We start from the raw sequence: 26118 nt of genomic DNA, 5'->3' as shown, positions 1-26118 counted from the left end.
AAAACAGTGCCGGAGGGCAGCGGGCTTTGCGATTTGAGAAAGATCAGAGGTTCGCGCCCGTGGTCCATCAGGCGCGAAGGGCAGCGTCAGCGGCTGTTTTTGGCGTTGCTGGAACGGCTGCTCGTGGAGTTCTTGGCGCTCTCATCGTCGGCACCCTTGGTGTACTGGTTGGGGTGCTTGTGCTCGTTGGTGGCGCTGTTGGTTGTCTGGCTGGACGTGCGGTTCGAGGTCTGATTCTTGCAGTTATTGCTGCGGTTTTCGGTTGCCATAGTGAATGATCTCCTTTCGGTTTTCCGTGCGGGGCGGTGTGCCCCTCACAAGACCTAGTTTGGCCGCGGACGGCGGCTTTATACATCCCACAGGAGGAATGCAGAATGCCCATGGAATATTTTGAACAGCGGGAGCGCGCTCTGCTGGGAGACCGGTTCGATGTCCTGTATGCAGCCCCGCAGGAAACGGCGGAGCGCGGCGTAACGGTGTCGGCCCTGCGCAGCTCACCGGAGCAGTTTGCCGCAAAAGCCGATTTCCCACTGGAAGCATCGCCCTTTTGCAAGGCGGCATTCGTGGTGCATCAGCCGGATGATTTGAAATTCCGGCCCGGGCGGCATCCGTACCACCATGCGGGCGTGTTCTACTCGCAGGAGCCGTCTGCGTCCTCGGCGGCACCGCTGCTGGGCGTGCAGCCCGGGATGCGTGTGCTGGACATGTGCGCCGCGCCCGGCGGCAAAAGCAGCCAGCTGGCGGCGGCGCTGCAGGGCCGGGGTGTGCTGGTGAGCAACGAATACGTTGCAGCTCGTGCGGATATCCTGAAAAGCAATCTGGAACGCATGGGCGTGCCCAATGCAGTGGTGCTGAACGAAGCACCTGCCCGCATTGCGGATGCGCTGCCGGAATTTTTTGACCGGGTGCTGGTGGACGCGCCCTGTTCCGGCGAGGGCATGTTCCGCAAGGAGCCGGTGGCCCGTCAGCAGCACTGTGAAGCGCTGGTGAAGCAGTGTGCTGAGCTGGGTGCAGAAATTCTGGACTGTGCAGCCGCTGTGCTGGCCCCGGGTGGGCAGCTGGTGTATTCCACCTGCACCTTTGCACCCGAGGAGGACGAGGGACAGGTGGCGGCATTCCTGCAGCGCCACCCGGAGTTCACCCTTGCGGATGCGCTTGGCAATGTGGACTACACCTTTGGCAGCGCGGGCGAAGCCAACCGCACCGGCGGTCTGCCGCTGGATGTGAGCAAGGTGCGCCGTATCTGGCCCTGTCAGGGCGGCGAGGGCCACTTTATGGCCCGGCTCGTCAAAGCTGGCACTCCGCGCGTTCTGCCCGCAGAGGGCGAGTACACTGCCGAAGAACAGCTCTGGCTGGCAGCAGCGGAAGCTGCGGGCAAAAAGGCCAAGGGGAAGGGCGGCAAGCCTGCCAGGACCCCGGATGCCCGCAGTGCCCGCCGCGAGAATGCCCGTGCCTGCCGGGAAGCGGTGCAGGGTGACAAGCGTAGCCGCGAAGCACAGGCAGGGGAGACAAGTCCTGCCCAGAGCCTTGCAGCATGGCACGCGTTTGCCGGGCAGTATTTCCCGGCGCTGGTTGACCGCCCGGCTGTGGTGCACGGCGGCGGTGTGCTGCTGCCGGTGCCGTTCCCGCAGACGAACCTGCATGTGCTGCGGGCGGGCGTATTTGTGGGCAGCGTGCAGAAAGGCCGCTTTGTACCGGAGCACCATCTGTTCACGGCATTTGGCGCACAGTGCGTAAACCGCGAAGAACTCACCCTTGATGACCCGCGCTGCGTGGAGTATCTTTCCGGCCGTGAGGTGGAAGCCCGCATCGCTGCTGACGGCTGGTGCTGCGTGACGGTGGACGGCTGGCCGCTGGGCGGCGGCAAGGTGTCCGGCGGGCGGGTGAAAAACCATTATCCCAAGGCGCTGCGGCTGCTGTGAACGGGCAGAAAAAGCGCATTTTTCCGCGCAGAATGCTGAAAACTGGGCGGATAAGGCTTGAACGCTCTGCCCGGTTGTGCTACAATAATAGAGTTAGATTTTGTGTGCTGCCACAATGCGGGCGACCACAGCCCGTCTGCCCGCAGGCGGAGATTTGAGAATATACAGGAGGCTCTTTCCCATGTCTGGACATAGCAAATGGAACAATATTAAGCGCAAGAAGGAAAAGACCGATGGCGCAAAGGCAAAGGTCTTTACCAAGATCGGCCGCGAGATCAGCGTTGCCGTGCGTACCGGCGGCCCGAACCCTGCTTCCAACAGCAAGCTGGCTGATCTGATCGCCAAGGCAAAGCGCATGAGCGTGCCCAACGATAACATCCAGCGCATCATCAAGAAGGCTGAGGGCGGCGATAAGACCGAGTACGAAGCAATCACCTACGAAGGCTACGGCCCCGGCGGCGTTGCTGTCATGGTGGAGACCCTGACCGACAACCGCAACCGTACCGCTGCCGACCTGCGCCACTACTTCGACAAGAACGGCGGCAATCTGGGTGCTATGGGCTGCGTGGGCTTCCTGTTCAGCCAGAAGGGTGTCATTGATATCTCTCTGGAAGATAAGGATGCCGACGAGGCTATGATGGATGCTCTGGATGCTGGTGCCGAGGACTTCGATGCCAGCGAGGATGCAGCCGAGATCACCACCGATCCCGAGAACTACTCTGCTGTGGTCAAGGCCATGGAGGAGAAGGGCTACGAGATCCTCTCCGACGATCTGGCCATGGTGCCCATGACCACCACCCGCCTGACCGACCCCGACCAGCTGAAGCTGATGGGCAAGCTGCTGGATGCGCTGGAAGACAATGATGATGTCCAGAACGTCTGGCACAGCCTGGAGAACGAAGAGGATCTGCCGGAATAACCTTCCGCAAGGCTCTTTGCTCCTGAAATAAGACGATAAAAAGCCGCTTTTTGTGCTAATTGGCACGAAAGGCGGCTTTTTTGTGCTGTGTTACGGGACTGAAAACGTCTTGGGACCTCCACTGAACAATAAAAATCCCCCGTCGGCAAGGCATACCGGCGGGGGAAAGGGGGAGAGCGTTTTTTAATAGATTATTGCACGCTTGCAAGGAACCGCACAAAGCCTGCGCGGCCAGCCTCGTCCATTTTATAGACACCGGCATCGGCCAATACCTGAGCGAACACATGGCCCACCTCGTCCTGCAGGATGAGGTGCACGGTGTCGCCGTTCAGTTCCGGGTGGCGGGCAAGAATATCCTCGGCCCACTCGGCGTGCTTCTGCAGTTCTTCCGGGTACTGGCTTACCGGGGTGCGGGCCACCAGTGCATCGGCCAGCTCAAACAGCTCCTTTTTCAGGCGGCTGGGCAGCACGGCAAGGCCCATGACCTCGATCAGGCCGATGTTTTCCTTTTTGATGTGATGCAGCTTTGCATGGGGATGGAACACGCCCAGCGGATGCTCCGAGGTGGTGATGTTGTTGCGCAGCACCAGATCCAGCTGATACTTGCCGTCCCGCATCCGGGCAATGGGGGTGATGGTGTTATGTGGCTCGCCGTCGGTCTCGGCAAAGATGAAGCATTTTTCGTCCGAGTAGCCGCGCCATGCGGTCAGAATTTTATCGGCCAGCTCCACAAGACGGGCATCATCCTCGCTGGTCAGGCGGATGCAGCTCATGGGCCAGTGCACGATACCGGCATCCACATCCTCAAAACCGGGGAAGACCCACTTCTTCTCGACGGGAGCCTTTGCCATAGCGAATTCATAGTGGCCGCCCTGGAAATGGTCGTGGCTGAGAATGCTGCCGCCCACGATGGGCAGGTCGGCGTTGCTGCCCACGAAATAGTGGGGGAACAGGCCCACGAAATCCAGCAGCTTGCGGAAGGTAGCACGCTCGATCTTCATGGGAGTGTGCTGGTTGTTGAACACGATGCAGTGCTCGTTGTAGTAGACGTAGGGGCTGTACTGCAGGTTCCAAGCGCTGTCGTTGATGGTGAGAGGGATGATGCGGTGATTCTCGCGGGCGGGGTGGTTCATGCGGCCTGCATAGCCTTCGTTCTCGGCGCAGAGCTGGCACTTGGGGTAGGCGCTCTGGGGAGCCAGTTTGGCGGCGGCAATGGCCTTGGGGTCTTTTTCGGGCTTCGAGAGGTTGATGGTGATATCCAGATCGCCGTAGGGGGTCTTGGTGACCCATTTCAGGTCGCGTTTGATGCGGTAGCGGCGGATATAATCGGTGTCCTGACTGAATTTATAGAACCAGTCGGTCGCGGCCTGCGGGCCTTCGCTTTCGTAGCGTTCCTCGAAATTGGCGCGCACGATGCTGGGCCGCGGGGTCAATACGCCCATGAGCTTTGTGTCGAACAGGTCGCGGGCGGTGCTGTTGTCGGCACACACGCCGCGGGCCACGGCATCATCTACCAGCGTTTTGAGGATGCTTTCCAGATCGGTATAGCACACCTCGCCCTCCGGCGCGGTAAAGTCGTCCAGCTGCATGGTCATAAGCAGCTGGTTGCGGATGTAAATTTCATCATCGGGCAGGATAAGGCCGGTGTCCAGCCCGTAATTCACGAGCTGCTGAATGGCGGTAGAGATCACAGCACTGCGCCTCCTTCCGGGCGGATGCTCAGCACATGGCAGCGGCCTTCACCAAGGATGGCTTCCATGTGGGCCTTGAAGTCGGCCAACAGTTCCACCGGCACAAAGGCCTGAGCCGTACCGGCAAAGCCGCCGCCGTGCACGCGCACAGCGCCCTTGCCGTTCAGATAATGCTTGGCAGCTGCAATGGTCACGCCCATCTCCTGATGCTCCTTGTAACCGGCGGGGATCACGTTCTGCAGGTATTCCCAGCTGCTGTGGCCGGACTCGTTGACCAGACGCAGGAAAGTGTCAAAATCGCCCTCGCGCAGGGCAGCTACCTGTTTTGCCACGCGGTCGTTATCGGCATAGATATGGAAGGCGCGCAGTACGGCACGGTCGCCGCACTGCTTGCGGCACTCCGGAAGCTTTGCAAGGAAGGTCTCAAACGGCACATCCCGCAGCACTTCGCCGCCGCACACAGCAGCCACGGCGCGGCACTCGGCGGGCACAGCGGCATATTCGTCGGTCAGGTCGGCATGATCTGCGCAGGAATCCAGAATGCACAGGGCAAGGCCTGCCTTGGAGAAATCCACGGCCACCGGCTCCACATCCGGGTGGGCAGGGTCCGCAAAATCAATGGTAATAATGTTGCCCACGCTGGAAGCCATCTGATCCATCAGGCCGCAGGGCTTGCCAAAGTAGACGTTCTCTGCCCACTGGCCGATCTGCGCGATCTCGATGGGGGAGACTTTATCGGTCATGAAGCAGTCATTCAGGATCACGCCGATCAGCACTTCAAAGGCGGCGGAGGAAGAAACGCCGCTGCCCTTGGGCACGTTGGAGGAAATGTACACATCCAGACCGGCCAGCTTTGCGCCGCGCTGACGGAAGGCTTCGCATTCGCCGCGCAGCAGAGAGAGGGTAGTGTTTTCCTCTTCCTTGCGGGCAGCAAGGTCATCAAGGCCGATCACACACAGGTCGTAGCCTTCGCTCTGCACGCGCAGCTGGTTCAGGGTGTTGGGCGCGGCGGCAGCGATCATATCAATATTCACGCTGCCGGCCAGCACGCGGCCATGCTGGTGGTCGGTGTGGTTGCCGCCGATCTCGGTGCGGCCGGGGGCACTGTAAAGACCAGCTTCAGCATGGGGGCCAAAGGTGGCATCCAGACCATTCAGAACAGCTTCGTAGCGGGCAGCCTGTGCAGGAGTTTCGTCGGGCGCACAGCAGTAAAGTGCTGCCAGCCGGGCAGCGTGAGCGCCGCTGGAAAGCTCCTGCTTCCATGCGGAAACAGATTTCATCATAGGATAATCCTCCTTTTGAGCGGGTTGGAACTGCAGTGCAGGGCCGCATACAGGATGCTCTGCACACTTCTGTCCTTATCATATAAAATCCGGACAGAAAAAACCATGTGTTATTGTTGCATCTGGATGAAAAGTTGCAAAAAGACTGAAATTGGCGCACAGAGTGGAATTTGACGGTTGAAATAAAATTAGATATAAAACGGAAAAACCATTGGCAAAAATGCCTGCAAATCCACGGCTTTGCGTGGGACGGACGAGGCCTGCACAACATGGAGATTTGCGCTTTGAAAAAACAGGGAAAAAGCTCATGGGCCTTTTCCCTGTTTCCCAAAATATTATTTTGTAAACTCGTTTCCGGTCAGGCCGTCCATGTTCAGCATCCCTTCCAGTGCGGCCACATCTGCCGAAACGTCCAGTGCGTCGGACTGGAACAGCTTGTCCAGCTGATTTTCAAAGGCGGTCACCAGCAGGTCCATGCTGCGCTCGATGTTCTTTTTGACATCGGCGATGTTTTCCCCCTGCACATCCTGCGCAGGAAGGCTGGCGTAGGTGTTCAGCAGCTTGAGGGCGGTGGGCAGATAGTAGTCCATGAATTTCTGCAGCTGAGCCTTTTTGCCGGGGTCTTGCTTTGCCAGCTCAAAGATGCGGGCACTGACCGCTTCCAGACGGCTGATCTTGGTGGTCATCACGGGGTCCGGGATGGCATCGTTGACCTGCCGCAGCTGCTGCAGAATTGCGGTATATTGGTCCGCTGGTGCAGGTTCTGGGGCGGGCGCAGGCTTCGGTTTCCGGGGCGGCTGGGGAGCCGCGCCGCGCACTACCAGAGTATTGGTGCGGTTATCAATGTAAGCATCTGCACCGAAGTAACCGTGGGAAATAGCACTTTCCACCACGGTGCGGCCCTTTGCGGCATCGATGCCCGCGGCAGCAAACAGCTCGTCCAGCGGAATATTGTCGCGGTCGCCTGCGATCTTGTCCAACAGGCGTTCCAGCTTGCGGGTACGATCCATGCGCAGGCCGGTTAGCAGAGCAGCACCGCCGCCCAGCATCTGGGCAATGGCGGTAAACGCCTCCATCATGCTGTCAGCGCCATCCATGAACAGAGTGCTGAAGCCCGCGAACAGAAAGACAGCACCGCCGATGGTGCACAGGGTGGTAAGGAGTTTGTGACGCTCCTTAGCGTCCTTCTGCTCTTTGGTGGGAACATCGTGGCCGTAAGTTGGCTCGGTTTCCTGCCGGGGTGCCGTCTGCGCAAGGGCGGGGCCGAGGTCGGAACGATAGTCTGCCTGCGCCTGCGCAGCAGCCGTTTCCTCTTTTTCGGCGTTTTTATCGATGCTTTTTAAGATGAACAGCAGCACGCCCAGCGGTGCCGACATGGCAAACACAATAAAGATGGCAATGGTGGGAATGTGGGCAAAATAATGTTTTTTGGGCTGCATGAGCAAAAACCTCTCAATTTATCCTGACTGTCCGGCAAAAGAACAGAAAAAGACCGCGTTCCACTCTATTATAGCGGAGCACGGCCTTTTTGTTAAGGGGGAAATATTGATGTGCGTGGAAGCGGCAGGGGAGTAAGTCTGCTGCCTACCGGAAAAAGTTACTTCATCAGACTGCAGACGGCCTCGGCGTAGGCGGCGGGATCATCCACCGGCAGGCCTTCGATCAGCTGAGCCTGTGCGTACAGCAGAGCACTGTACTTCTTGAGCTTGTCGGTGTCACCGGCCTCCTGTGCGGCCTTGAGCACGGCAAACACGGGGTGGTTGACATTCAGTTCCAGAACCTTATCGCTCTTTACGCCTTCGCTGCCGGGCTGCTTGGACAGCACTTTTTCCATCTCAATGGACAGCGGGCCGTCAGCACTCAGGCACACAGGGTGATCCTTCAGGCGGGTAGAGACCTTGACCTCTTTCACCTTGCCGTCCAGTGCGTCCTTCATGGCATCGAACAGGTTCTTGTTCTCAGCGGTAGCGTCCTCGGCGGCCTTCTTCTCTTCCTCGGTCTCAAGGCCCAGATCACCGCTGTTGACATTCTTGAACTCCACGGTGCCGTCCTTGCCTTCGGCATCCTTGCGGGGATAGGTGCGCAGGATCTGCAGGCAGAACTCATCCACATCCTCGGTCAGCAGCAGGACGTCATAGCCCTTATCCATGACCAGTTCAGCGGCGGGCAGCTTTGCCAGACGGTCGGTAGAATCACCGGCAGCGAAGTAGATATACTTCTGCTCAGCGGGCATCTTGTCTACATACTCCTGCAGAGTGACCATCTTCTGCTCCTTGGCAGACCAGAACAGCAGCAGGTCGCGCAGCAGCTCGGCGTGCATGCCGTAGTCGGAGTAAGCACCGAACTTGATCTGACGGCCGAACTCTTTCCAGAATTCCTCGTACTTCTCGCGGTCATTGGCCAGCATGGCGTGCAGCTCGTTCTTGATCTTTTTTTCCAGAGCGTTGTGGATCAGCTTGAGCTGGTTGTCCTTCTGCAGCATCTCGCGGCTGATGTTCAGGCTCAGATCCTGACTGTCCACAATGCCCTTGACGAAGCTGAAGTAATCGGGCAGCAGGTCGGCGCACTTCTCCATGATGAGCACGCCGGATGCGTACAGGGCCAGACCCTTTTCATAATCCTTGGTGTAGAAGTCGTAGGGACGGTGGCTGGGCACGAACAGCAGGGCATTATAATTTGCAGTGCCCTCGGTGCGGCTGACGATGACGCGGGCGGGGTCGGTATAATCACCAAACTTTTCCTTATAGAAATTCGCGTACTCCTCGTCGGTCACTTCGCTCTTCTGCTTTTTCCAGATGGGCACCATGCTGTTCAGAGTTTCCAGCTCGGTGTAAGTCTCCCATTCGGGCTTATAATCCTCCGGCTTGGGATCGGGTTCCGGCTTCTGGCGCTCGTGCTGGCGCTCCATCTGGATGGGATAGCGCACATAGTCGCTGTACTTCTTCACGATGGCCACGATGCCGTACTCATCGAGGAAGTTGTCGTAGTGGTCCGTCTCAGTATCCGGCTTGATGTGCAGGATGATCTGGGTGCCTGCGGTGTCCTTCTGGGCGGGGGTCATTTCGTAGCCGTCCACACCGGAGGACTCCCACTGCCATGCTTCATCCGAGCCATAAGCCTTGGAAATGACGGTGACTTTATCGGCTACCATGAAGGAAGAGTAGAAGCCGACACCAAACTGACCGATGATATCGATGTTCTCGTCCTTGTTGTCCTTCTTGAAATCCAGAGAACCGGAGTGAGCAATGGTGCCCAGATTCTGCTCAAGTTCCTCTTTGGTCATGCCGATGCCGTTATCCTCAATGGTCAGGATGCGGTTCTCCTTATCGCGGGTGATGAGGATGCGGAAATCGCCCTTGTTCATGCCCACAGAAGGATCGGTCAGGCTCTTATAATAGAGCTTATCGATGGCATCCGATGCGTTGGAGATCAGCTCGCGCAGGAAAATTTCCTTATTGGTGTAGATGGAGTTGATCATCATATCCATCAGCTTTTTGCTTTCAGCCTGAAATTCTTTCTTAGCCATAATGCAAAACCTCTTTTTATCTGTATTCGGCACCAAGCACTCGGAATAGGATATTGCTTTTGAATACTTAGCACTCGTAACTTTCGAGTGCTAATATACACCGACGAAAAGCAAAAATCAAGGGCTTTCATAAAAAGTTTAAAAAATGGTTCGTTTTGTGCTATAATGAACCGCAAAGGATGCTGTAAAAGGAGGAAATATCATGCAGCTGAAACAGCTGGAACTGGCCGGCGGTGGGACACTGACCGTTTATCTGCGTGATTGCTGTGAGCGGATGCCGAATGTGCTTGACCGGCCATTGGTGCTGGTGGTGCCCGGCGGCGGCTATACCCATGTGAGTGCCCGCGAGGGCGACCCGGTGGCGCTGCAGTTTGCGGCGGCGGGGTACCACACCGCTGTGCTGGACTACGCCATCTGCGAAAAGGCAAAGGACTACATGCCGCTGCGCCAGCTGGCCGAGGCTATCGGTCTTGTGCGACAGCACGCGGCCCAGTGGCATATCCTGCCGGAAAAAATTGCCGTGTGCGGCTTTTCAGCGGGCGGCCACCTGGCCCTTTCCGGTGCTGTGCTGGACATTCCCGGCGAAGCGGCCCAGCCCCGGCCCAATGCGGTCATTCTGGGCTATCCGGTGGTCACGGCAGGGCAGTATGCCCACCGCGGCAGCTTTGTGCAGCTGGCGGGCAGCGCCGACCCGGCGGCACAGCAGGTGTTCGGGCTGGAGGATAAGATCACGCCGCAGACGCCGCCGGTGTTCGTATGGACCACCATGGAGGATGCCACCGTTCCGGTGGAGAACACCCTGATGCTGGTGAACGCTCTGCACCGGGCGGGTGTGCCATGCGAGGCACATCTGTTTGAAAAGGGGGTGCACGGTACCAGCATCAGCACGGCAGAGGTGGACCAGCCCAGCCGCCACCGGCATCACTGGGTGGAACTGGCAGTGGAATGGCTGGAAGACACTTTTGCCTTTTCCGTCTGTTAAGTCTGGATATATTTGAACGAACCTACAAAAAATTCACAATTAAACTGTTGACTTGCATAAGCCTTTGACGTATACTGGTCAGCAGGGACAAACTAAAGGAAGAAGGAAATACCTATGGTTATGGACCCGACCCTGCCGCGCATCTCTGTGCGCGACCTGATGATGCAGGCTTTTCTCACCGGATGGGAGCTTTCGGACAAGACGGTCTCGCAGGACGAATACCTGCAAAGCTCCATTCAGGTGATCGAAATGCTGCAGGTGGAACCGGAAAACCTTTATGCCGAAGAAGGCCTTGGCCTGCCGGACGGCGAAGAAGTGGATCATCTGGACGACTGGCTGCGTGCCGACGGCCAGTGGCTGTACTACGGTGTAGAGGAAGAAAATTTCTTCCTGATCCAGTGGTACCCGGACGAAGCTGCCGCAAAGGCAAAACTGGCCCAGCTGGAAGAACTGGGCGACGGCAAGCAGTATCTGGTAGATTTTTCCCTCAAGCGGGAGAACCCTTCCAGTGCAGAGAACTTCGGCAATTCCAATCCGGTCCAGCTCCGCTCCTGAAAACATCACCTTAAAGCGAAAGGAAATTTTGCAGCATGCAGCTTTCTGAGATCGAGCGCGAACAGCTTTATGCCATCGTTGAAAAATACGATCATCACCCGGATGTGCAGCGGATGCGGGAGTACATCCAGCACGGCTCTGTCACCACCTACCAGCATTGCAAGAATGTGGCGCTGGTGAGCTTCTGGCTCAACCGCCGTCTGCATCTGCACGCTGACGAGACCTCGCTGGCAGTGGGTGCCCTGCTGCATGATTTTTATCTGTATGACTGGCACACCACCGGTACCTTTCACGGCCTGCGCCGCCTGTTTGAGATGCACGGCTTCTCCCATCCGGGTTATGCCTGCGTCAATGCAAAGCGGGTGTTCAGCATTACCAGAAAGGAACAGAGCATCATTGCAAGCCACATGTGGCCGCTGACCTTCCGTCATGTGCCCACCTGCCGCGAAGCAGTCATCGTCTGTCTGGCCGATAAGTACTGCGCCGTGGTGGAAAGCATGTTCCAGCGTTCCCGCGCCGGTGCCGTGGTGGACGGCAGCGTGGACATCGACGGCGAAGAGTGGTAAGCCTGTTTTTACCTTTATCATTTTATCAATGGACAAAAAAGAACTCCGCAGCCTCAGGGCGCGGAGTTCTTTTGCATCTTACAGCTTTTTATAGCCTTCCGGTTCATTGGCGGCAGCGCGGTATTCCATTAAGAATGTGTCCAGCCAGCGGCCGTGACAGTCGCGGGCAATGCGTTCCCGGCGGCCCACTAAGCGAAAGCCGCATTTTGTGTGCAGGGCGCGGCTGGCAGCGTTGTCCTGCAGCACGGTGGACTGCAGTGTCCAGTAGCCGGCCTTTTCTGCCTGATGGCACAGCTCGGTCAGCAGGTGATAGCCAAGGCCATGGCCCCGGAACTGCTCACCCACGTAAATACTCACCTCGGCAACGCCGCGGTAGCACCAGCGCGGGTCCACCCGGCGCAACGCCGTCCACCCGGCGATCACGCCGTCGGCCAGCAGTACCAGTCGGCATTCTTTTGCGTGGGAAGCATCCCACGCAGAATACGGCGGACAGGTGGTCTGAAAAGTGGCATGTTCTGTAGCAATGCCCTCCAAATAAATTCTGGAAACAGCGCTCCAGTCTTCCGGCTCCATGGGCCGGATCTCGATTTTGCTCATATTTCGATCCCGGCGGAAAGTGCATAGCTTTCCGCGCCCTCAACTCTCAAAAATATCCGGCTCCAGTATAGCAGAATTTGCGGTGCGGTACAAGCGCCGTACTGCACAGAAATTTCTTTGACAAGCGGAAGGTTTGTGATACAATAAATCATAACAAAGAAAAGCACGGCAGGATACGCCGCTGCAGAATGGAGGATGTCCCAAAATGAAGTGGATCAGAACGATGGTGTGTGCGCTGGGAATGCTGGCGTGCGTATCGCTTTCGGCATTTGCTGCAGAGTACGGCGAGCCGAACATCACAACAGAGACGACCATGAAAGAGCTGCGGGAGAACCCCAGCATCAAAGGCTCCGGCTACTATACCTACTGCAACGAATGGATCGAGGGCAGCACGCAGTACGATGATACGCCCATTGAGGGCTATGTAAGCTACGCGGCTGCCGAGGATGCCGCCGAAGGCATGAACCTTGTGATCGAAAACTACAACAGGGGCGTACAGATCACATGGCAGGTGTATACCCCGGAAGAAATTGCGGAAAATTCTTCTCTGGGCATGGTGCAGCTGTATTATTTCCCGGCTAAAACAGCCAACGCAAAGTACGCCATCGTGGTGCCCGGCAACGGCGGCAACACCACCGCAGAGCTGAACGAGGGTGCATCCATTGCCAACCAGCTGCACGAGCTGGGCTATGCGGCCTTTGTGCTGCGGTACCGCTCTTTCCTGAATGCATCCGACAATGCGCCACTGTACGATATTGCCAACGCCGTAAAGTACCTGACCGAAAATGCAGATCAGTTTGGCGTTCAGCGCGAAAACTATGCGCTGATGGGCTTTTCTTCCGGCGGACACATCGTGGGCCTGATCGGCTCGGACAACGAAAAGTTCGGCTATAAGGCATTTGGCCTCCCACAGCCTGCGGCGCTGCTGCTGGGCTACCCCATCAACGATTTCTTTGAGGTGAAGCCGCTGTATCAGCTGGCCATTGACCCGCTGGTGCTTGGCTGGCGTTACTACTGGACTGATATTTCGGATGTGGTGAACGAAAACTTTACCCCTACCTATTTCTTCTACGGCAAAAATGATCTTTATATGCAGCGCATGTGCTACTCCCAGCAGGGGCCGCTGCTGGAGCGCAAGCTCCGGGAGAGCGGGGCTATTTATGAGTGCCATGTGTACGAGAACGCACCCCACGCCATTGGCCCGGGCCGCCACACCGATGCGGACGGCTGGATCCGGCAGGCAACGGCATTCTGGGAAAAACAGTGCAAATAAAGAGATAAACGGGGGATTGCTGTGAGAAAACGATTGCGCACGGTGATGTTTGGTATTGGCCTGATGATCTTGCTGGCACAGTCGGCGTTTGCGGAGGAGCTTGGTCAGGCCAACATCACACCGCGCACCAAAATGGAAGAGATCCGCTCCAACCCCAGCATTGTGGGTGCGGGCATCTACACCTACTCGCTGGATCAGGACCGTGTGCTGGACCGGATGTACTGGGACGCGCAGCCGCTGAGCCGCCTTTCCAATCACTGGACGGCACAGGATGCGGCGGATGGACTGAACTATCTGATCCGCACCTATAACGCTGGGCAGCGGGTGACCTTCCCGCTTTATACGGCGGAGGAGATCGCGCAGGATACCAGCCGGGACGGTGTGGAACTGTATTATCTGCCGGCAGAAGGGGCGCAGGCAAACCAGAAATATGCGCTGGTGATCGGCGGTAATGCGATCGTGGTCAGTGCGGAGATCCGCGAGGGCATTTCCACTGCATGGAACCTGCACGAAATGGGCTACCCGGTGTTCGTGCTGCGCTACCGCATCGGCATGAAGGCTTCCAACAATGCGCCGCTGCAGGATGTGGTCCGCGCGGTGCAATACATCACGGAACATGCAGGACAGTTTGGCGTGCAGGCGGAGGATTATGCCATTGTAAGTTATTCCTCAGGCGGGCAGATCGCCGGACTGTTCGGCACCGACGCGGTGGGCTACAAAAATTACGGCCTGCCAAAGCCCGGTGCCATGCTGCTGGGCTACCCGGTAAACACCTTCCTAGAGTTCAAACCGGTCTATAATATCCTGCTGGACCCCGGCGTGTGCAAGCAGCGGTATTATAAAATGACATTGTCTGATTACATCACACCGGATTATCCGCCTACCTATCACTGGTACGGCAAAAACGACATGACCCTTATGACCATGTGCTGGTCGGCGCAGGGGCCTGTGCTGGAAAAGGCACTGGCCCGCAACCATGTGACGCATATCTACCATGTGTATGATGATGCTCCCCATGCAGTGGCCGCAGGCAAGGGCACCGATGCGGAGGGCTGGCTGAATGAAGCAGCTGCTTTCTGGGAGGAACAGGTCGGCTGAAAAGGAGATGTTGAGTTGAAACACAGGATATGCACCGCAGCAGCCTGTATCTGTCTGCTGCTGATGATGGCGCTGCCCGCATTTGCAGCAGAGTATGGCGAGCCGGATATCACGCCGCAGACCACCATGGGCGAGATCCGCTCGAACCCCGGCATCCTTGGCGCAGGCGTTTGGACCTATTCCAAGGAGCAGAACCTGCCCGGTACCGAGGACTGGTGCAATGACCAGACGCTGGAAAAATATGTGAGCAGCTATGTGGCACAGGATTGTGCCGATGGTCTGAACCTGCTCATCCGCAATTACAATGCGGGCGTGCAGATCACCTATAAGCTCTACTCGGAGCAGGAGATCGCCGAGGACAGCTCCCGCAACAATGCGGAGTTCTATTACTACCCGGCCAGCACGCCGGATGCAAAGTATGCGCTGGTGCTCTCCGGCAACATCTTCAACCGCACGGCAGAGTTAAAGGAGTGCATCTCCACAGCTTACCAGCTGCACCAGAAAGGCTATGCGGTGTTCGTGATGCGCTACCGCGCCTACCCGGATAACGACAACAACGGCCCCATGGAGGACATTGCACGGGCGGTGAAGTACATCACCGCCCACGCACAGCAGTTCGGCGTGCAGACGGAAAGCTACGCCCTGATCGGCTATTCTTCCGGCGGACATCTGGCGGGCCTGTTTGCATCGGACGCTCTGGGCTATAAAAACTATGGCCTGCCCAAGCCCGGCGCAGTGATCCTGGCGTATCCCATCGTGCAGTTTTCCGAGATCACACCGATCTATCGTGTGGGCATCGACCCCTTTGTGTGCGGCCGGTTCTACTATGAATACAGCCTTGCCGACCTGATCACAGAGGACTATCCGCCGGTGTACTTCTGGTATGGCAGGGATGACCTGACCTTGAACCTGCTGTGCTGGCCGCTGCAGGGGCCGACCCTCAGCAAGGCACTGGCCGCGCATGGCGTACCTTACAAAGAAGTGGTATATGACCACGCAGCCCATGGCATCTGCCTTGGCCGCGGCACGGCTGCGGATGGCTGGCTGGACGAAGCCGCTGCCTTCTGGGAAGAACAGACAAAATAATATAAAGTACGCAGATCCGGGCTTTGCAGCTGCACAGCCCGGATTTTGCAATAGGAGACATTATGGAATTTTTAGCGTTTCTTTACACGGTGCTTCTGGTGGCCATCTGCCTGATGATGGCCCTGCTGCTGTACCGCTCGGCAAAGCCTGCCGCAAACCGGGACGATGCAGAACGGAAGGAATGGCTGCGTCAGCAGCTGGAAGCGCAGAACCGCCAGATGGACGCGAAGCTGGCAGAGATGGCGCAGCAGAACCTTGCCGCTATGGGCCACATCAGTGAAACGCTGCAGGCTTCGGTGCAAAGTATGAGCACCGCCCTTGCCGCAGGGCAGGGCACCCAGCAGCAGACCATGGAGCAGCGCCTGCAGGGGCTGGAAGCCTCCAACGCCCGCAAGCTGGAAGAGATGCGCCGCACCCTTGCCGAGGGCATGACTGCCCTGCAGGCCCAGAATGCCCAGAAGCTGGACGAGATCCGCCATACGGTGGACGAACAGCTGCAGGATGCGTTGCAGAAGCGGGTGACCGAAAGCTTCAAGGCGGTGAACGACCAGCTGGAACAGGTGTACAAGGGTCTTGGCGAAATGCAGAACCTTGCCGCTGATGTGGGCGGGCTGAAACAGGTGCTTTCCGGTGTGAAGACCCGCGGTATTCTGGGTGAGATCCAGTTGGGAGCCATTCTGGAAGAGATCCTTGCCCCGGAACAGTACGACACCAATGTGGCCACCATTCCGGGCAGTACCCAGCGGGTGGAGTACGCCATCCGGATGCCCGGCGCGGACGGCGGTACGGTGTGGCTGCCCATCGACTCCAAGTTCCCCGGCGACACCTATGCCCATTTACAGGATGCGCAGGCATCCGGCGACGCACAGGCCGTGGAGAACGCCCGCCACGCACTGGAACTGGTGCTGCGGGCCGAGGCCAAGGACATCCGGGAAAAATATGTGGAGCCGCCCTATACCACGGCCTTCGGCATCCTGTTCCTGCCCTTCGAGGGTTTGTATGCCGAGGTGGTGAACGCGGGCCTGCTGGAAGTGCTGCAGCGGGACTATCAGGTGAACATTGCAGGCCCCAGCACCATGGCAGCGCTGCTCAACAGCCTGCAGATGGGTTTCAAGACCCTTGCCATCCAGAAGCGCTCCGGTGAGGTATGGCAGCTGCTGGGTGCGGTGAAGACCGAATTTGACAAGTTCGGGCAGGGGCTTTCCAAGATGCAGCAGCGCCTGCGTCAGACCGACGAAGAGCTGGATAATCTCATTGGCGTGCGCAGCCGTGCCATCAGCCGCAAGCTGCGCGCGGTGCAGACCATTGACGAAAGCGCTGCTGCCGCTCTGCTGGAACTGGATGCTGAGCCGGGCAAACCGGTGGCGGCACGTCTGCCGGAGAATGGGGAAGAGCTCTGATGTGCAGAATATTCCCACGTTATCCCTTGCGATTTTTCTGACGATGTGGTATGATAGGAACTGTTCTCAGAAACAACCGCCGCAGAAACGCGGCACTGCATAAAAATATAAATAAGGAGACCGAGCATTATGAGCGTAAACAAGATCAGTGAAGCCATTTTGGGCGTTGGCGTGGATGATACCACCATCGACCTCTTCGAGAGCCAGTATCCGGTGCCCACCGGCGTGAGCTATAATTCCTATGTCATTCTGGACGAAAAGACCGCCGTTCTTGATACGGTGGATGCCCGCGCTACCGAGCCGTGGCTGGAAAACCTGACCGAAGCTCTGGCAGGCCGTAAGCCGGATTATCTGGTGGTCTCCCACATGGAGCCGGACCACGGTGCCAACATTGCAAAGCTGGCGGCACTCTACCCTGAGATGCAGGTGGTGGGCAACGCCAAGACCTTTTTGTATATGGATCAGTTCTTTGGTGCTGATGCAATTGCCAAGGAGCGCCGTGTAGTGGTGAAGGACGGCGAGAGCCTTTCTCTCGGTGCACATACCCTGACCTTTGTGTTTGCCCCCATGGTGCACTGGCCGGAGGTCATGGTCAGCTATGAATCCACCGAAAAGGTGCTGTTCTCCGCGGATGGCTTCGGTCGCTTTGGCGCTGTGGCAAAGTTTGACGAAAAGGCCGACTGGGCCAGCGAAGCCCGCCGCTACTACCTGAACATCGTGGGGAAATACGGCCCGCAGGTGCAGGCGCTGCTGAAAAAGGCCGCGGCTCTGGACATCCAGACCATTTGCCCGCTGCACGGCCCGGTGCTGACCGGAGATCTGGGCAAGTACCTGAACTACTACGACATCTGGTCCAGCTACAAGCCCGAGGAGCCGGAAAAGATCCTTATGGCAAGTGCTTCCATCCACGGCCACACCCGTGCAGCAGCCCACCTCATGGCAGAAAAGCTGCGTGCAAAGGGCGCAAAGGTCGTGGAGGTGGACCTGACCCGCACCGATGTGTCCTATGCCGTCACCGAAGCCTTCCGTTGCGGAAAGATCGTGCTGGCCTGCGCCACCTACGACGGCTTCCTCTTCCCGCCGATGGAAAATCTGCTGACCCACCTCAAGACCAAGAACTTCCAGAACCGCACGGTCGGTCTGATGGAGAATGGCACATGGGCACCCATGGCCGCAAAGCTCATGCGCGCCGAGCTGGAAAGCATGAAGAACATCGCCGTGTGTGATACTGTGGTCACCATCCGCAGTGCTGCCAATGCTGCTGCCGAAGCGCAGATGGATGCACTGGCTGCAGAAATCGTGGCAAAATAAAGCATTCTGGAAAAAATACGCAAGATCCTCTGCCGACTGCCCGGCAGGGGATTTTTTTATTGAACCATGTGGAAGAGTTTGATATACTGAAAAGCAGAAGTTTATGGATGGAGGAATATCATGTCTGTAGAAATAAAAGCGGATATCAGACACTGGCTGCGGGAGTTGGATAAGAAATATTTCTTTGTGATGCTGGGCTTTGCGGTGATGGTCTATTTTCCGCTGATCAGTCAGCGGCTGGTCAATACGTTTGACGGCCTGTGGAATGGGTCGTGGTTTATAGGCGGCTTCTGGGAACTGTCGATCGGCAGATGGCTGTGGTGTGTGGCAGATGCTGTACGTTTCGGTGTACAGACGGAACCGCTCAATGCCCTGTTGACTCTTTCCATGATGGTGCTGGGCATCACGCTTCTGCGCAGGCTTTTTGTGGAGCGTGACAACGCACTGACCTACTTTGCGGGAATGGCTGCCATTTCCGGCGCAGCAGTTGGCGTGCAGCTTTCTTACCGCTATATGTCACCGATCTTTGGCTTGTCCTTTCTGTTTGCCGTGCTTGCAGCATACTGGGTGATCACCACCACCCATGCAGGTGCGGCTGTCGGCTGCGGTGCGGTTATTTTGGCATTGAGCTTGGGTTTGTATCAGGCCAATCTGGCGGTGTTCTGCATGATATTGCTGGCATATCTGCTGCGGCTGCTGTTTCAGAATGCAGAACCACAGAAAACAGGTGTGCACATTGCAAAAAGCCTTGGCAGTGCAGCAGCGGGCATGGTGCTCTACTGGCTGGTGCTGAAGCTAGTACTTGCACTTTGCCGTATCGACCTGACCAGCTATAATGGTGCCGCAGAGATCTCAGTAAAAAGCATTCTGTTTGGTTTGCCGAATGGTATTCTGCAGGCGTATCGGATATTCGGAATTTACTTTTTCCGTAATGCCTACCGGCATAATACACTGCAGCCGTTCGGCTTGTTCGCAGCAGTGCTGGCTATGCTTGCGGTATGGTTCCTTTGCCGTTTTGTGCGGATGGCGCGCAGTGGAAAAACAGGGGGCCTGCTTCTGGGCACTGCCGCTCTGCTGGCACTGCCGTTTGCCTGCAATGCCATGATGCTGATCAGCAGTGAAGCTGTGTGGCGAATGCAAATGGGCGGAGGCCTTGCGTTATTTGTGCCGTTGTGTCTGCTGTTGTTGGAGGGCACCCGTCCGGAACAGGGCAACAAAGCCCGATGGCTGGTACTGGTGTTTGCATTTCTGGTCGTATACGGAAATGTTTACATGATGGCTGTCGATCAGGAGGCAATGCGGCAGGGCCGGGATTCACTGCGGGTAATGTCGGACCAAATCGTGAACGATCTGACGGAGGAAGGCTGCTTTGACGAAGGAAATCACTGGTCGGTCATGATCGCAGGCAGGCCCAGCTCGAACCCGACTTTTAAAAAAGGCGACCTGTACCCTTCGGCCAACAGGTATGCACAGATGGGCTGTTTCTGGCTGTCACCGGAATGCGCAAGACTTTCCTGGCGCGGCGTGTTTGAAAAGATCACTCCGGTGGAGATCACGCTGTGCGAAGATGAAGATTATCAGAAACTGAGACAGACCGAACTGGTAGCAGAAATGCCGGTTTATCCGCAGGAGGGATATATCCAGCAGGTGGGTGATATTGTGATCGTGAAGGTATCAGAGGATTATCTGATCGATGAATAACAAATGAGCCTGAGAACATAAAACAGGACAGATGGAGAAAATAACGATGAAAGAAAAAATCGATGTACAGAAACCGGACGACCTTGGGCTGGATATATCGGATCTAAGATATTTTCTGGTGATGCTGCTGTTTTCGGCGGTAGTGTTTTTCCTGCTGATCAGCCAGCGGCTGACCAATACATTTGACGGATTATGGAACAATACATGGTTCTTTGGCGGCTATTGGCAGGTAGTCACGGGCCGATGGCTCTGGCCGGTGATCGATGCGCTGCGGTTTGGCATCCAGACGGAACCTTTCAATTCATTGCTGACGCTTTCCATGTCGGCGCTGGCTGTTACCCTGCTTCGGAAGTTTTTTACAGAGAAGGATTCTGTCGTGACCTATCTGGCGGGTATGGCTGTTCTGGCCAGCACGGTCACTGGAATACAGCTGTCATATCGGTTTCAGTCGCCGGTGTTTGGCTGCTCATTTTTGTTTTCCGTTCTGGCGGCAGAGCGTGTGGTTCGTGCCGCAGATTTTAGAAAAGCGGTCGTACAGGGAGCACTGCTTCTGGTCATGAGCCTTGCGTGCTATCAGACGAGCCTTGATAACTTTTGTCTGCTCCTGCTGACATATCTTCTACTGCTTCTGTTCCGCAATGTGGACAGAGAAAAGGTCCATGCCCACATTGGAAGAAGTCTTTGCAGCGCAGCTGCAGGAATGGTTTTGTATTTCCTGCTCACAAAGCTGATCGTATGGGCATGTGGATGGCAGATGGCAAGTTATAATGGAGGAGCGGATGTTTCGGTACTTTCTATACTGAAAAATCTGCCCAATGCCATTGCAGAGACCTACCAACTGTTTGGAGCTTACTTTTTTCAGAATTACTATCGGCATAACATTCTGCAGCCGGTGGGATTTTTCGTTTTGGTATTTCTGGCGCTGAGCATCGGACTGCTGAACCGCTTCAGAAAAATGCTTCACCGGAAAAATTGGGAATATATCCTTCTGGGAGTGGCAACGCTGATCGTTTTGCCCATCATGTGCAATGCCATCATGCTGATCACAAGCGAGGCGGTCTGGCTTTTGCAGATGGGCGAAGGATTGAATCTGTTCGTGCCGGTATGTCTGCTGCTGCTTGAAGGGACGCGCACAAATCAGCCTATGGTAAAAAAGTATGTATGTGCTGCCCGGACAGGGGCTGTAGTACTTGCGGTTTTGGTCGTCTATGGAAATGTCTGCTCTGCCGTGATCGATCAGGAAGCTATGTATGAGGGAAGGAAAACACTCAAGAGCATGTCGGATCACATTGCGGACGACTTGATGAGCAGCGGATATTTTGACGATAACGAGCAGCTGCCGGTACTGTTTGTGGGCAGACCCAGCTCGAACTCCAGTTTTATGAAGAGGGAGTATTACCTCTATGCAAATCCGTATGCGCAGATGGGCCGCTTCTGGCTGAACGATTACTCGGCCAGAGCGTCTTGGAAAGCGGTTTTCAGGGATATTACTCCGGCAAAACTCAAGCATTGCTCGGTGGAACAGTATGGGGAACTGTACAGCAGAACAGAGCTGGAACAGATGCCAGTCTATCCGCAGGAAGGATATATCCAGCAGATCGACGGTGTGGTCGCGGTAAAAATTTCAGATGATTACAAAGTTGATAAAGAGTTTGCGCCACTAATCGACCTGGGAGAATTGTTTCAGCTCATAATGGATGACATAAACGATTCATAATGGCTGCGGCTTTGTGAAAAAACCTCCACCGAACGCGATTTTTGCGGAAAGTGGCTGCACAGCCCTTGCAAACTGTCCCGAAATGTGGTAACATAGCTCTTGGTTATAAAACCTGAATACTCCCAAACGCAGCGACGGAGAGAGTAGGTATGGCGTACACGGCAAAGAGAGAAGCTTCACCGGCTGAGAGGGCTTCCGGGTGTATCTGTGCTGAAGTTCGCTCCTGAGCGGTCTGTGCGAAACAGCAGTAGTACAGAACGGCCACGCCCCGTTACGGCGTTCTGAGAGCCGCCCGGCATCTGTGCACGGGTGGAAACCGGGTGGTACCGCGGAGCTAAGAATCAACAGCTTCGTCCCTTTTGCCTGAGAAATCGGGCAGGGGACGGAGCTTTTTTGTTGCACTCCGCTCATCAACACGAAGAATAAAGGAGAGAACATCCATGCAAGCAATGATCGACGAGCTGGCAAAACAGGCCGCTGAAAGCCTTGGTCAGGTGTCCGGCAAGGAAACGCTGGCCTCCTTCTGGCAGGAGTACCTCAGCAAAAACGGCAAGATCCCTGCCCTGATGAAGAACCTGCGCACCGTTGCGCCGGAAGAGCGCCCCGCTATGGGCAAGATCATCAATGAACTCAAGGCAAAGGTTCAGGCAGATTACGACGCTGCTGCAGAACAGGTGAAGCAGGCAGAGCTTGCTGCCCGCAATGCTGCGGAGACGGTGGATATCACCCTGCCCGCCAAGACCCGCTCTGTGGGCGGTCTGCACCCGCTGACCCTGATCACCAACCAGATCATCGACGTGTTCTCCGGCATGGGCTTTTCGGTGGGCACCTTCCCGGAGATCGAGGACGATGACCACAACTTTACCCGCCTGAACGTGCCCAAGGATCACCCGGCACGCGACATGCAGGACACCTTCTACCTGTCCGATGAGTTCCTGCTGCGTACCCAGACTTCCGGCGGCCAGATCCGCACCATGGACGTTCAGAAGCCGCCCATCAAGATCCTGATGCCCGGCCGTGTGTTCCGCTCCGACTCGGACGCTACCCACAGCCCCATGTTCCACCAGATGGAAGGCCTGGTGGTGGATAAGGGCATCACGCTGGGCGACCTGCAGGGCGCACTGAATACCTTCGTGCAGAAGCTGTTCGGCGCTGACACCCGCACCCGCCTGCGTCCCTCCTACTTCCCGTTCACCGAGCCCAGCGTGGAGGTGGACGTGAGCTGCTTCGAGTGCCACGGCAAGGGCTGCCCGCTGTGCAAGCACACCGGCTGGATCGAGGTGCTGGGCGGCGGCGTTGTCAACCGCAAGGTGCTGGAGAACTGCAATATCGACCCGGACGAGTATTCCGGTTTCGCCTTCGGCATTGGCATCGAGCGTATCGCTATGCTGAAGTATGGCATCAACAACATCGGCCTGATGTTCGAGAACAACCTGCAGTTCCTCAAGCAGTTCCACGAATAAGAGGGGAGAGAAGAGACAATGAAAGTACCTTTCAGCTGGTTAAAAGAATTTGTAGATATCGACGTTACTGCGCAGGAACTGGAGGAAAAGCTCTTCTCCTGCGGCTTTGAGGTCGAAGAGCTGATCCCGCTGGATGCCGGCATCAGCAAGGTGGTTGTCGGCAAGATCGTGGAGATGGAAAAGCAGGAGGGCACCCACCTGACCAAGTGTGTGGTGGACTGCGGCGACTACGGCCACGACATCCGCATCAGCACCGGTGCCGCCAACATGAAGCTGGGCGACTGCGTGCCCGCTGCTCTGGATGGCTCCACCCTGCCCGGCGGCATCAAGATCAAGGCCCGCAAGATGCAGGGCGTGGAGTCCAACGGTATGCTGTGCTCCGGCGAAGAGCTGGGCCTGAACGACGACCTGTTCCCGGGCTCTGAGGTCTACGGCCTGCTCATTCTGCCCGAGGATTCTGTCCCCGGCACCGACATTGCTCCCGTGGTGGGTCTGGATGACTATATCTTTGATATCTCCATCACCGCCAACCGCCCGGACTGCCAGTCCGTTCTGGGCATCGCCCGCGAGGTGGCTGCCGTTCTGGGCAAGCCCCTGCACATGCCCGCCATGGACTACAAGACTGTCTGCGAACCGGATGCGCCCATCACCGTCAAGGTGGAGGCTCCGGATCTGTGCCCCCGCTATATGGCACACTATGTGCGCAACATCCGCATGGGCGAGTCTCCCCGCTGGATGAAGCGCCATCTGGCTCTGTGCGGCCTGCGCTCCATCAGCAATGTGGTGGATATCACCAACCACACCCTGCTGGAAATGGGTCAGCCCATGCACGCCTTTGACCTGAACAAGGTCGCCGGCCGCACCATCGATGTGCGCCGCGCCCATGCGGGCGAAAAGATCGTCACGCTGGATGAGAAGGAGTTCACTCTGAACCCCAACAATCTGGTCATCTGCGATGCCGAAAAGCCGGTGGCACTTGCCGGCATCATGGGCGGCGCAAACTCCGGCATGGATGAGAACACCACCAGCCTGCTGTTTGAGTGTGCCACCTTCGCCCGCGACTGCGTGCGTAAGACCAGCCGCGCATTGGGCCAGAACAGCGACTCTTCTGCCCGCTACGAGAAGGGCGTGGACCGTCACTCTCCTGAACTGGGCCTTGCCCGTGCCCTGCACCTGATCCAGGAGCTGGACTGCGGCGACATCACCACACTGGAATATGACCTGACCGATGGCCGCCCGATGGAGCGCAAGCACATCGTTACCACTCCGGCTAAGATCTGCGGCGTGCTGGGTATCACCGTGCCGGATCAGACCATGATCGACATTCTGCAGCGTCTGGAGTTCACGGTGGATGTACAGGCCGATGGCAGCTGGGACGTGTCCGCACCCCTGTACCGCGAGGACGTGGAGAGCTTCCCGGATCTGGCCGAGGAGGTCATCCGTGAGTACGGCTACGACCACATTGTGCCCACCTTCCTGAACACTGCCTCTGTTACAAACGGCGGTCTGAACTATGACCAGAAGCAGCAGCTCAAGACCAAGCGCCTGCTGGCCGCACAGGGCTTCTATGAGGCCTCCACGCTGGCCTTCTACTCCAACGCAGAACTGGATATGCTGCACATCCCGGCGGATGATGAAGCCCGCAAGGCCATCCGCATCCTGAACCCCATCAGCGAGAATCTGTCCATCATGCGCACCCTGCTGGCTCCCTCCATGCTGAACGTCATCGTGGACAACCTCAAGAAGGGCAACACGGAGGGCCGTCTATTTGAGATGGCACCGGTGTATCTTGCCAAGGAACTGCCCATCAACGAGCATCCGCACGAGCGCCAGACCCTCTGCATTGGTGCATTCGGCCCCGAAGAAGATTTCTTCACGGTCAAGGGTGCACTGGAAGCACTGGCAGCCGGCTTTGGCCTGCGCTTTGATTATAAGCGCGAGACAACCCCGTGGCTGCACCCCGGCATCAGCGCCGCTGTTTACTGTGGTGACAAGCGTCTGGGCGTGTTCGGCAAGCTGTCCAACGAGATCAACGGCGAGCTGGAAATTGCAAAGGATCAGAAGGACAACCAGAATATCTATCTGGGTGAGCTGGACTACGAGGCTCTGATGTCCTGCGTGGACGGTGAGCTGCGCTATCAGCCGCTCAGTCCCTACGCTGCTGTCAAGCGTGATCTGGCATTGGTCTGCGACGAAAAGACCACCTGTGGCGAGATCGAGGAGACCATCAAGAAGGCCAGCCCTCTGGTGGGTGAGATCAAGCTGTTCGATATCTACCGCGGCGCAAATCTCGGCGAGGGCAAAAAGAGCATGGCGTTCACCCTGTCTCTGTCCGATCCGAAAAAGGAAGTTTCCGCTGAGGAAGTGGAGCGCGTGGTTAAGAAGATCCTCGGCAACCTGAAGTTCAAGCTGGGCATCGAGATCCGCTAACTCTATTATAGAAGTAATATAAGGCCGTCTGTGCAGGAATGTGCAGGCGGCTTTTTTGCGTAAAAAGAGAACGTTGAATACAAGAAAATGAACGTTTTTCAGCAGCGCAAGAAAAAAGATGAAAAAACCTGTCAAAAAGTGTTGACAAGGAAGCGGGGGTGTGGTATTATACTTGAGCGCCAAGCGCTGAGGCAAAAGAATGACTTCCAAAGCCTCAGCAGGAAGCCCTTGAAAAGAACCAATAGACGCTGAAAACACCAGTTGACACTGAGATGTTTGAAGCGCTCCAAGTTCAGAAAGTTCAAAAGCTTCTAAAAAATAAGGCTTGACAAAAAACTACTTCGGTGGTAAAATAAACAGGTCGTCAGCCGCAAGGCTGAGGCGCTACAGGACCTTGAAAATTGAACAATATCGAAAAACTTGTAAGGAACCTTTTAAGTGTTTGGAAAAACACTAAAAACAATTCCAAAAGTAATTCACACAGGACGCAAGCGATTGCGTGCTGAGCGAACAAGATTTAACACTTTTAAGTGATAAATATCATTTATAAAGAGTTTGATCCTGGCTCAGGACGAACGCTGGCGGCGCGCCTAACACA

20 protein-coding genes and 1 other annotated feature are annotated in these 26118 nt (G+C 56.6%); of the genes, 14 read left to right on the top strand and 6 right to left on the bottom strand.

The features are described from left to right. Positions 1-86 precede the first annotated feature (86 nt). Complete coding sequence (locus J3348_RS10890) at positions 87-269, bottom strand: hypothetical protein (protein ID WP_207698978.1); 183 nt, start codon at positions 267-269, stop codon at positions 87-89. A gap of 105 nt (positions 270-374) precedes the next feature. On the opposite strand from J3348_RS10890, the gene J3348_RS10885 reads away from it, so the two are divergent. Next, positions 375-1922 carry an RsmB/NOP family class I SAM-dependent RNA methyltransferase gene (locus J3348_RS10885; protein ID WP_207698977.1) on the top strand — a complete coding sequence of 516 codons (1548 nt, stop codon included), beginning with the start codon at positions 375-377 and terminating at the stop codon, positions 1920-1922. Positions 1923-2103: 181 nt separating this feature from the next. Continuing rightward, the gene (locus J3348_RS10880) at positions 2104-2841 is read left to right on the top strand and encodes a YebC/PmpR family DNA-binding transcriptional regulator (protein WP_044954219.1); all 738 of its coding nucleotides are present in this window, start codon (positions 2104-2106) and stop codon (positions 2839-2841) included. Positions 2842-3032: 191 nt separating this feature from the next. Here the strand turns inward: J3348_RS10880 and galT are convergent, their stop codons facing one another. The 4 genes from galT to htpG form a co-directional block, all read right to left on the bottom strand. Next, positions 3033-4532: a UDP-glucose--hexose-1-phosphate uridylyltransferase gene (galT, locus tag J3348_RS10875; protein ID WP_207698976.1), complete on the bottom strand. Its 1500-nt coding sequence runs from the start codon at positions 4530-4532 to the stop codon at positions 3033-3035. Beyond that, positions 4529-5815: a galactokinase family protein gene (locus J3348_RS10870; RefSeq protein WP_207698975.1), complete on the bottom strand. Its 1287-nt coding sequence runs from the start codon at positions 5813-5815 to the stop codon at positions 4529-4531. Before J3348_RS10870 ends, galT begins: the two co-directional genes overlap by 4 nt. A gap of 335 nt (positions 5816-6150) precedes the next feature. Further along, positions 6151-7254: a 5-bromo-4-chloroindolyl phosphate hydrolysis family protein gene (locus J3348_RS10865; RefSeq protein WP_207698974.1), complete on the bottom strand. Its 1104-nt coding sequence runs from the start codon at positions 7252-7254 to the stop codon at positions 6151-6153. A gap of 158 nt (positions 7255-7412) precedes the next feature. Then, a complete protein-coding gene (htpG, locus tag J3348_RS10860) occupies positions 7413-9341 on the bottom strand; it encodes a molecular chaperone HtpG (protein ID WP_097781712.1) in 1929 nt (642 codons plus the stop codon). A gap of 202 nt (positions 9342-9543) precedes the next feature. On the opposite strand from htpG, the gene J3348_RS10855 reads away from it, so the two are divergent. From J3348_RS10855 to J3348_RS10845, 3 genes are all read left to right on the top strand, one after another. After that, the gene (locus tag J3348_RS10855) at positions 9544-10323 is read left to right on the top strand and encodes an alpha/beta hydrolase (protein WP_207698973.1); all 780 of its coding nucleotides are present in this window, start codon (positions 9544-9546) and stop codon (positions 10321-10323) included. 114 nt (positions 10324-10437) lie between these two features. Further along, the gene (locus J3348_RS10850) at positions 10438-10878 is read left to right on the top strand and encodes a hypothetical protein (RefSeq protein ID WP_005945935.1); all 441 of its coding nucleotides are present in this window, start codon (positions 10438-10440) and stop codon (positions 10876-10878) included. A gap of 35 nt (positions 10879-10913) precedes the next feature. Continuing rightward, complete coding sequence (locus tag J3348_RS10845; RefSeq protein WP_044954220.1) at positions 10914-11444, top strand: HD domain-containing protein; 531 nt, start codon at positions 10914-10916, stop codon at positions 11442-11444. Positions 11445-11522: 78 nt separating this feature from the next. Here the strand turns inward: J3348_RS10845 and J3348_RS10840 are convergent, their stop codons facing one another. Then, positions 11523-12041 (bottom strand): GNAT family N-acetyltransferase, encoded by a 519-nt coding sequence (locus J3348_RS10840; protein WP_005945939.1) that lies wholly within the window; start codon positions 12039-12041, stop codon positions 11523-11525. A gap of 205 nt (positions 12042-12246) precedes the next feature. Between J3348_RS10840 and J3348_RS10835 the strand changes: the two genes are divergently transcribed. The 9 genes from J3348_RS10835 to pheT all read left to right on the top strand — a co-directional run bounded on the left by J3348_RS10835 (position 12247) and on the right by pheT (position 25520). After that, complete coding sequence (locus J3348_RS10835; RefSeq protein ID WP_242702965.1) at positions 12247-13314, top strand: alpha/beta hydrolase; 1068 nt, start codon at positions 12247-12249, stop codon at positions 13312-13314. Between the two features lie 21 nt (positions 13315-13335). Beyond that, positions 13336-14412 carry an alpha/beta hydrolase gene (locus tag J3348_RS10830; RefSeq protein ID WP_347565382.1) on the top strand — a complete coding sequence of 359 codons (1077 nt, stop codon included), beginning with the start codon at positions 13336-13338 and terminating at the stop codon, positions 14410-14412. Positions 14413-14427: 15 nt separating this feature from the next. Then, a complete protein-coding gene (locus J3348_RS10825) occupies positions 14428-15498 on the top strand; it encodes an alpha/beta hydrolase (RefSeq protein WP_242702964.1) in 1071 nt (356 codons plus the stop codon). Between the two features lie 62 nt (positions 15499-15560). Next, the gene (gene rmuC, locus J3348_RS10820) at positions 15561-16898 is read left to right on the top strand and encodes a DNA recombination protein RmuC (RefSeq protein WP_207698972.1); all 1338 of its coding nucleotides are present in this window, start codon (positions 15561-15563) and stop codon (positions 16896-16898) included. 129 nt (positions 16899-17027) lie between these two features. Then, positions 17028-18209 (top strand): MBL fold metallo-hydrolase, encoded by a 1182-nt coding sequence (locus tag J3348_RS10815; protein ID WP_207698971.1) that lies wholly within the window; start codon positions 17028-17030, stop codon positions 18207-18209. 120 nt (positions 18210-18329) lie between these two features. Then, positions 18330-19910 (top strand): glucosyltransferase domain-containing protein, encoded by a 1581-nt coding sequence (locus J3348_RS10810; RefSeq protein ID WP_207698970.1) that lies wholly within the window; start codon positions 18330-18332, stop codon positions 19908-19910. Positions 19911-19956: 46 nt separating this feature from the next. Next, positions 19957-21627: a glucosyltransferase domain-containing protein gene (locus tag J3348_RS10805; RefSeq protein WP_242702963.1), complete on the top strand. Its 1671-nt coding sequence runs from the start codon at positions 19957-19959 to the stop codon at positions 21625-21627. 122 nt (positions 21628-21749) lie between these two features. Continuing rightward, positions 21750-21988: a binding site (T-box leader), on the top strand. A 79-nt stretch (positions 21989-22067) separates the two neighbouring features. Then, positions 22068-23090, top strand: a complete 1023-nt coding sequence (gene pheS, locus J3348_RS10800; protein ID WP_097775388.1) for a phenylalanine--tRNA ligase subunit alpha — start codon at positions 22068-22070, stop codon at positions 23088-23090. An 18-nt stretch (positions 23091-23108) separates the two neighbouring features. After that, positions 23109-25520 (top strand): phenylalanine--tRNA ligase subunit beta, encoded by a 2412-nt coding sequence (gene pheT, locus J3348_RS10795; protein WP_207698968.1) that lies wholly within the window; start codon positions 23109-23111, stop codon positions 25518-25520. Positions 25521-26118 lie beyond the last annotated feature (598 nt).

This window comes from Faecalibacterium sp. Marseille-Q4896, from assembly GCF_017377615.1.
GTDB lineage: Bacteria > Bacillota > Clostridia > Oscillospirales > Ruminococcaceae > Faecalibacterium > Faecalibacterium taiwanense.
The sequence above is the reverse complement of the archived record's forward strand: the minus strand, read 5'-3'. Positions and strand labels throughout refer to the sequence as shown.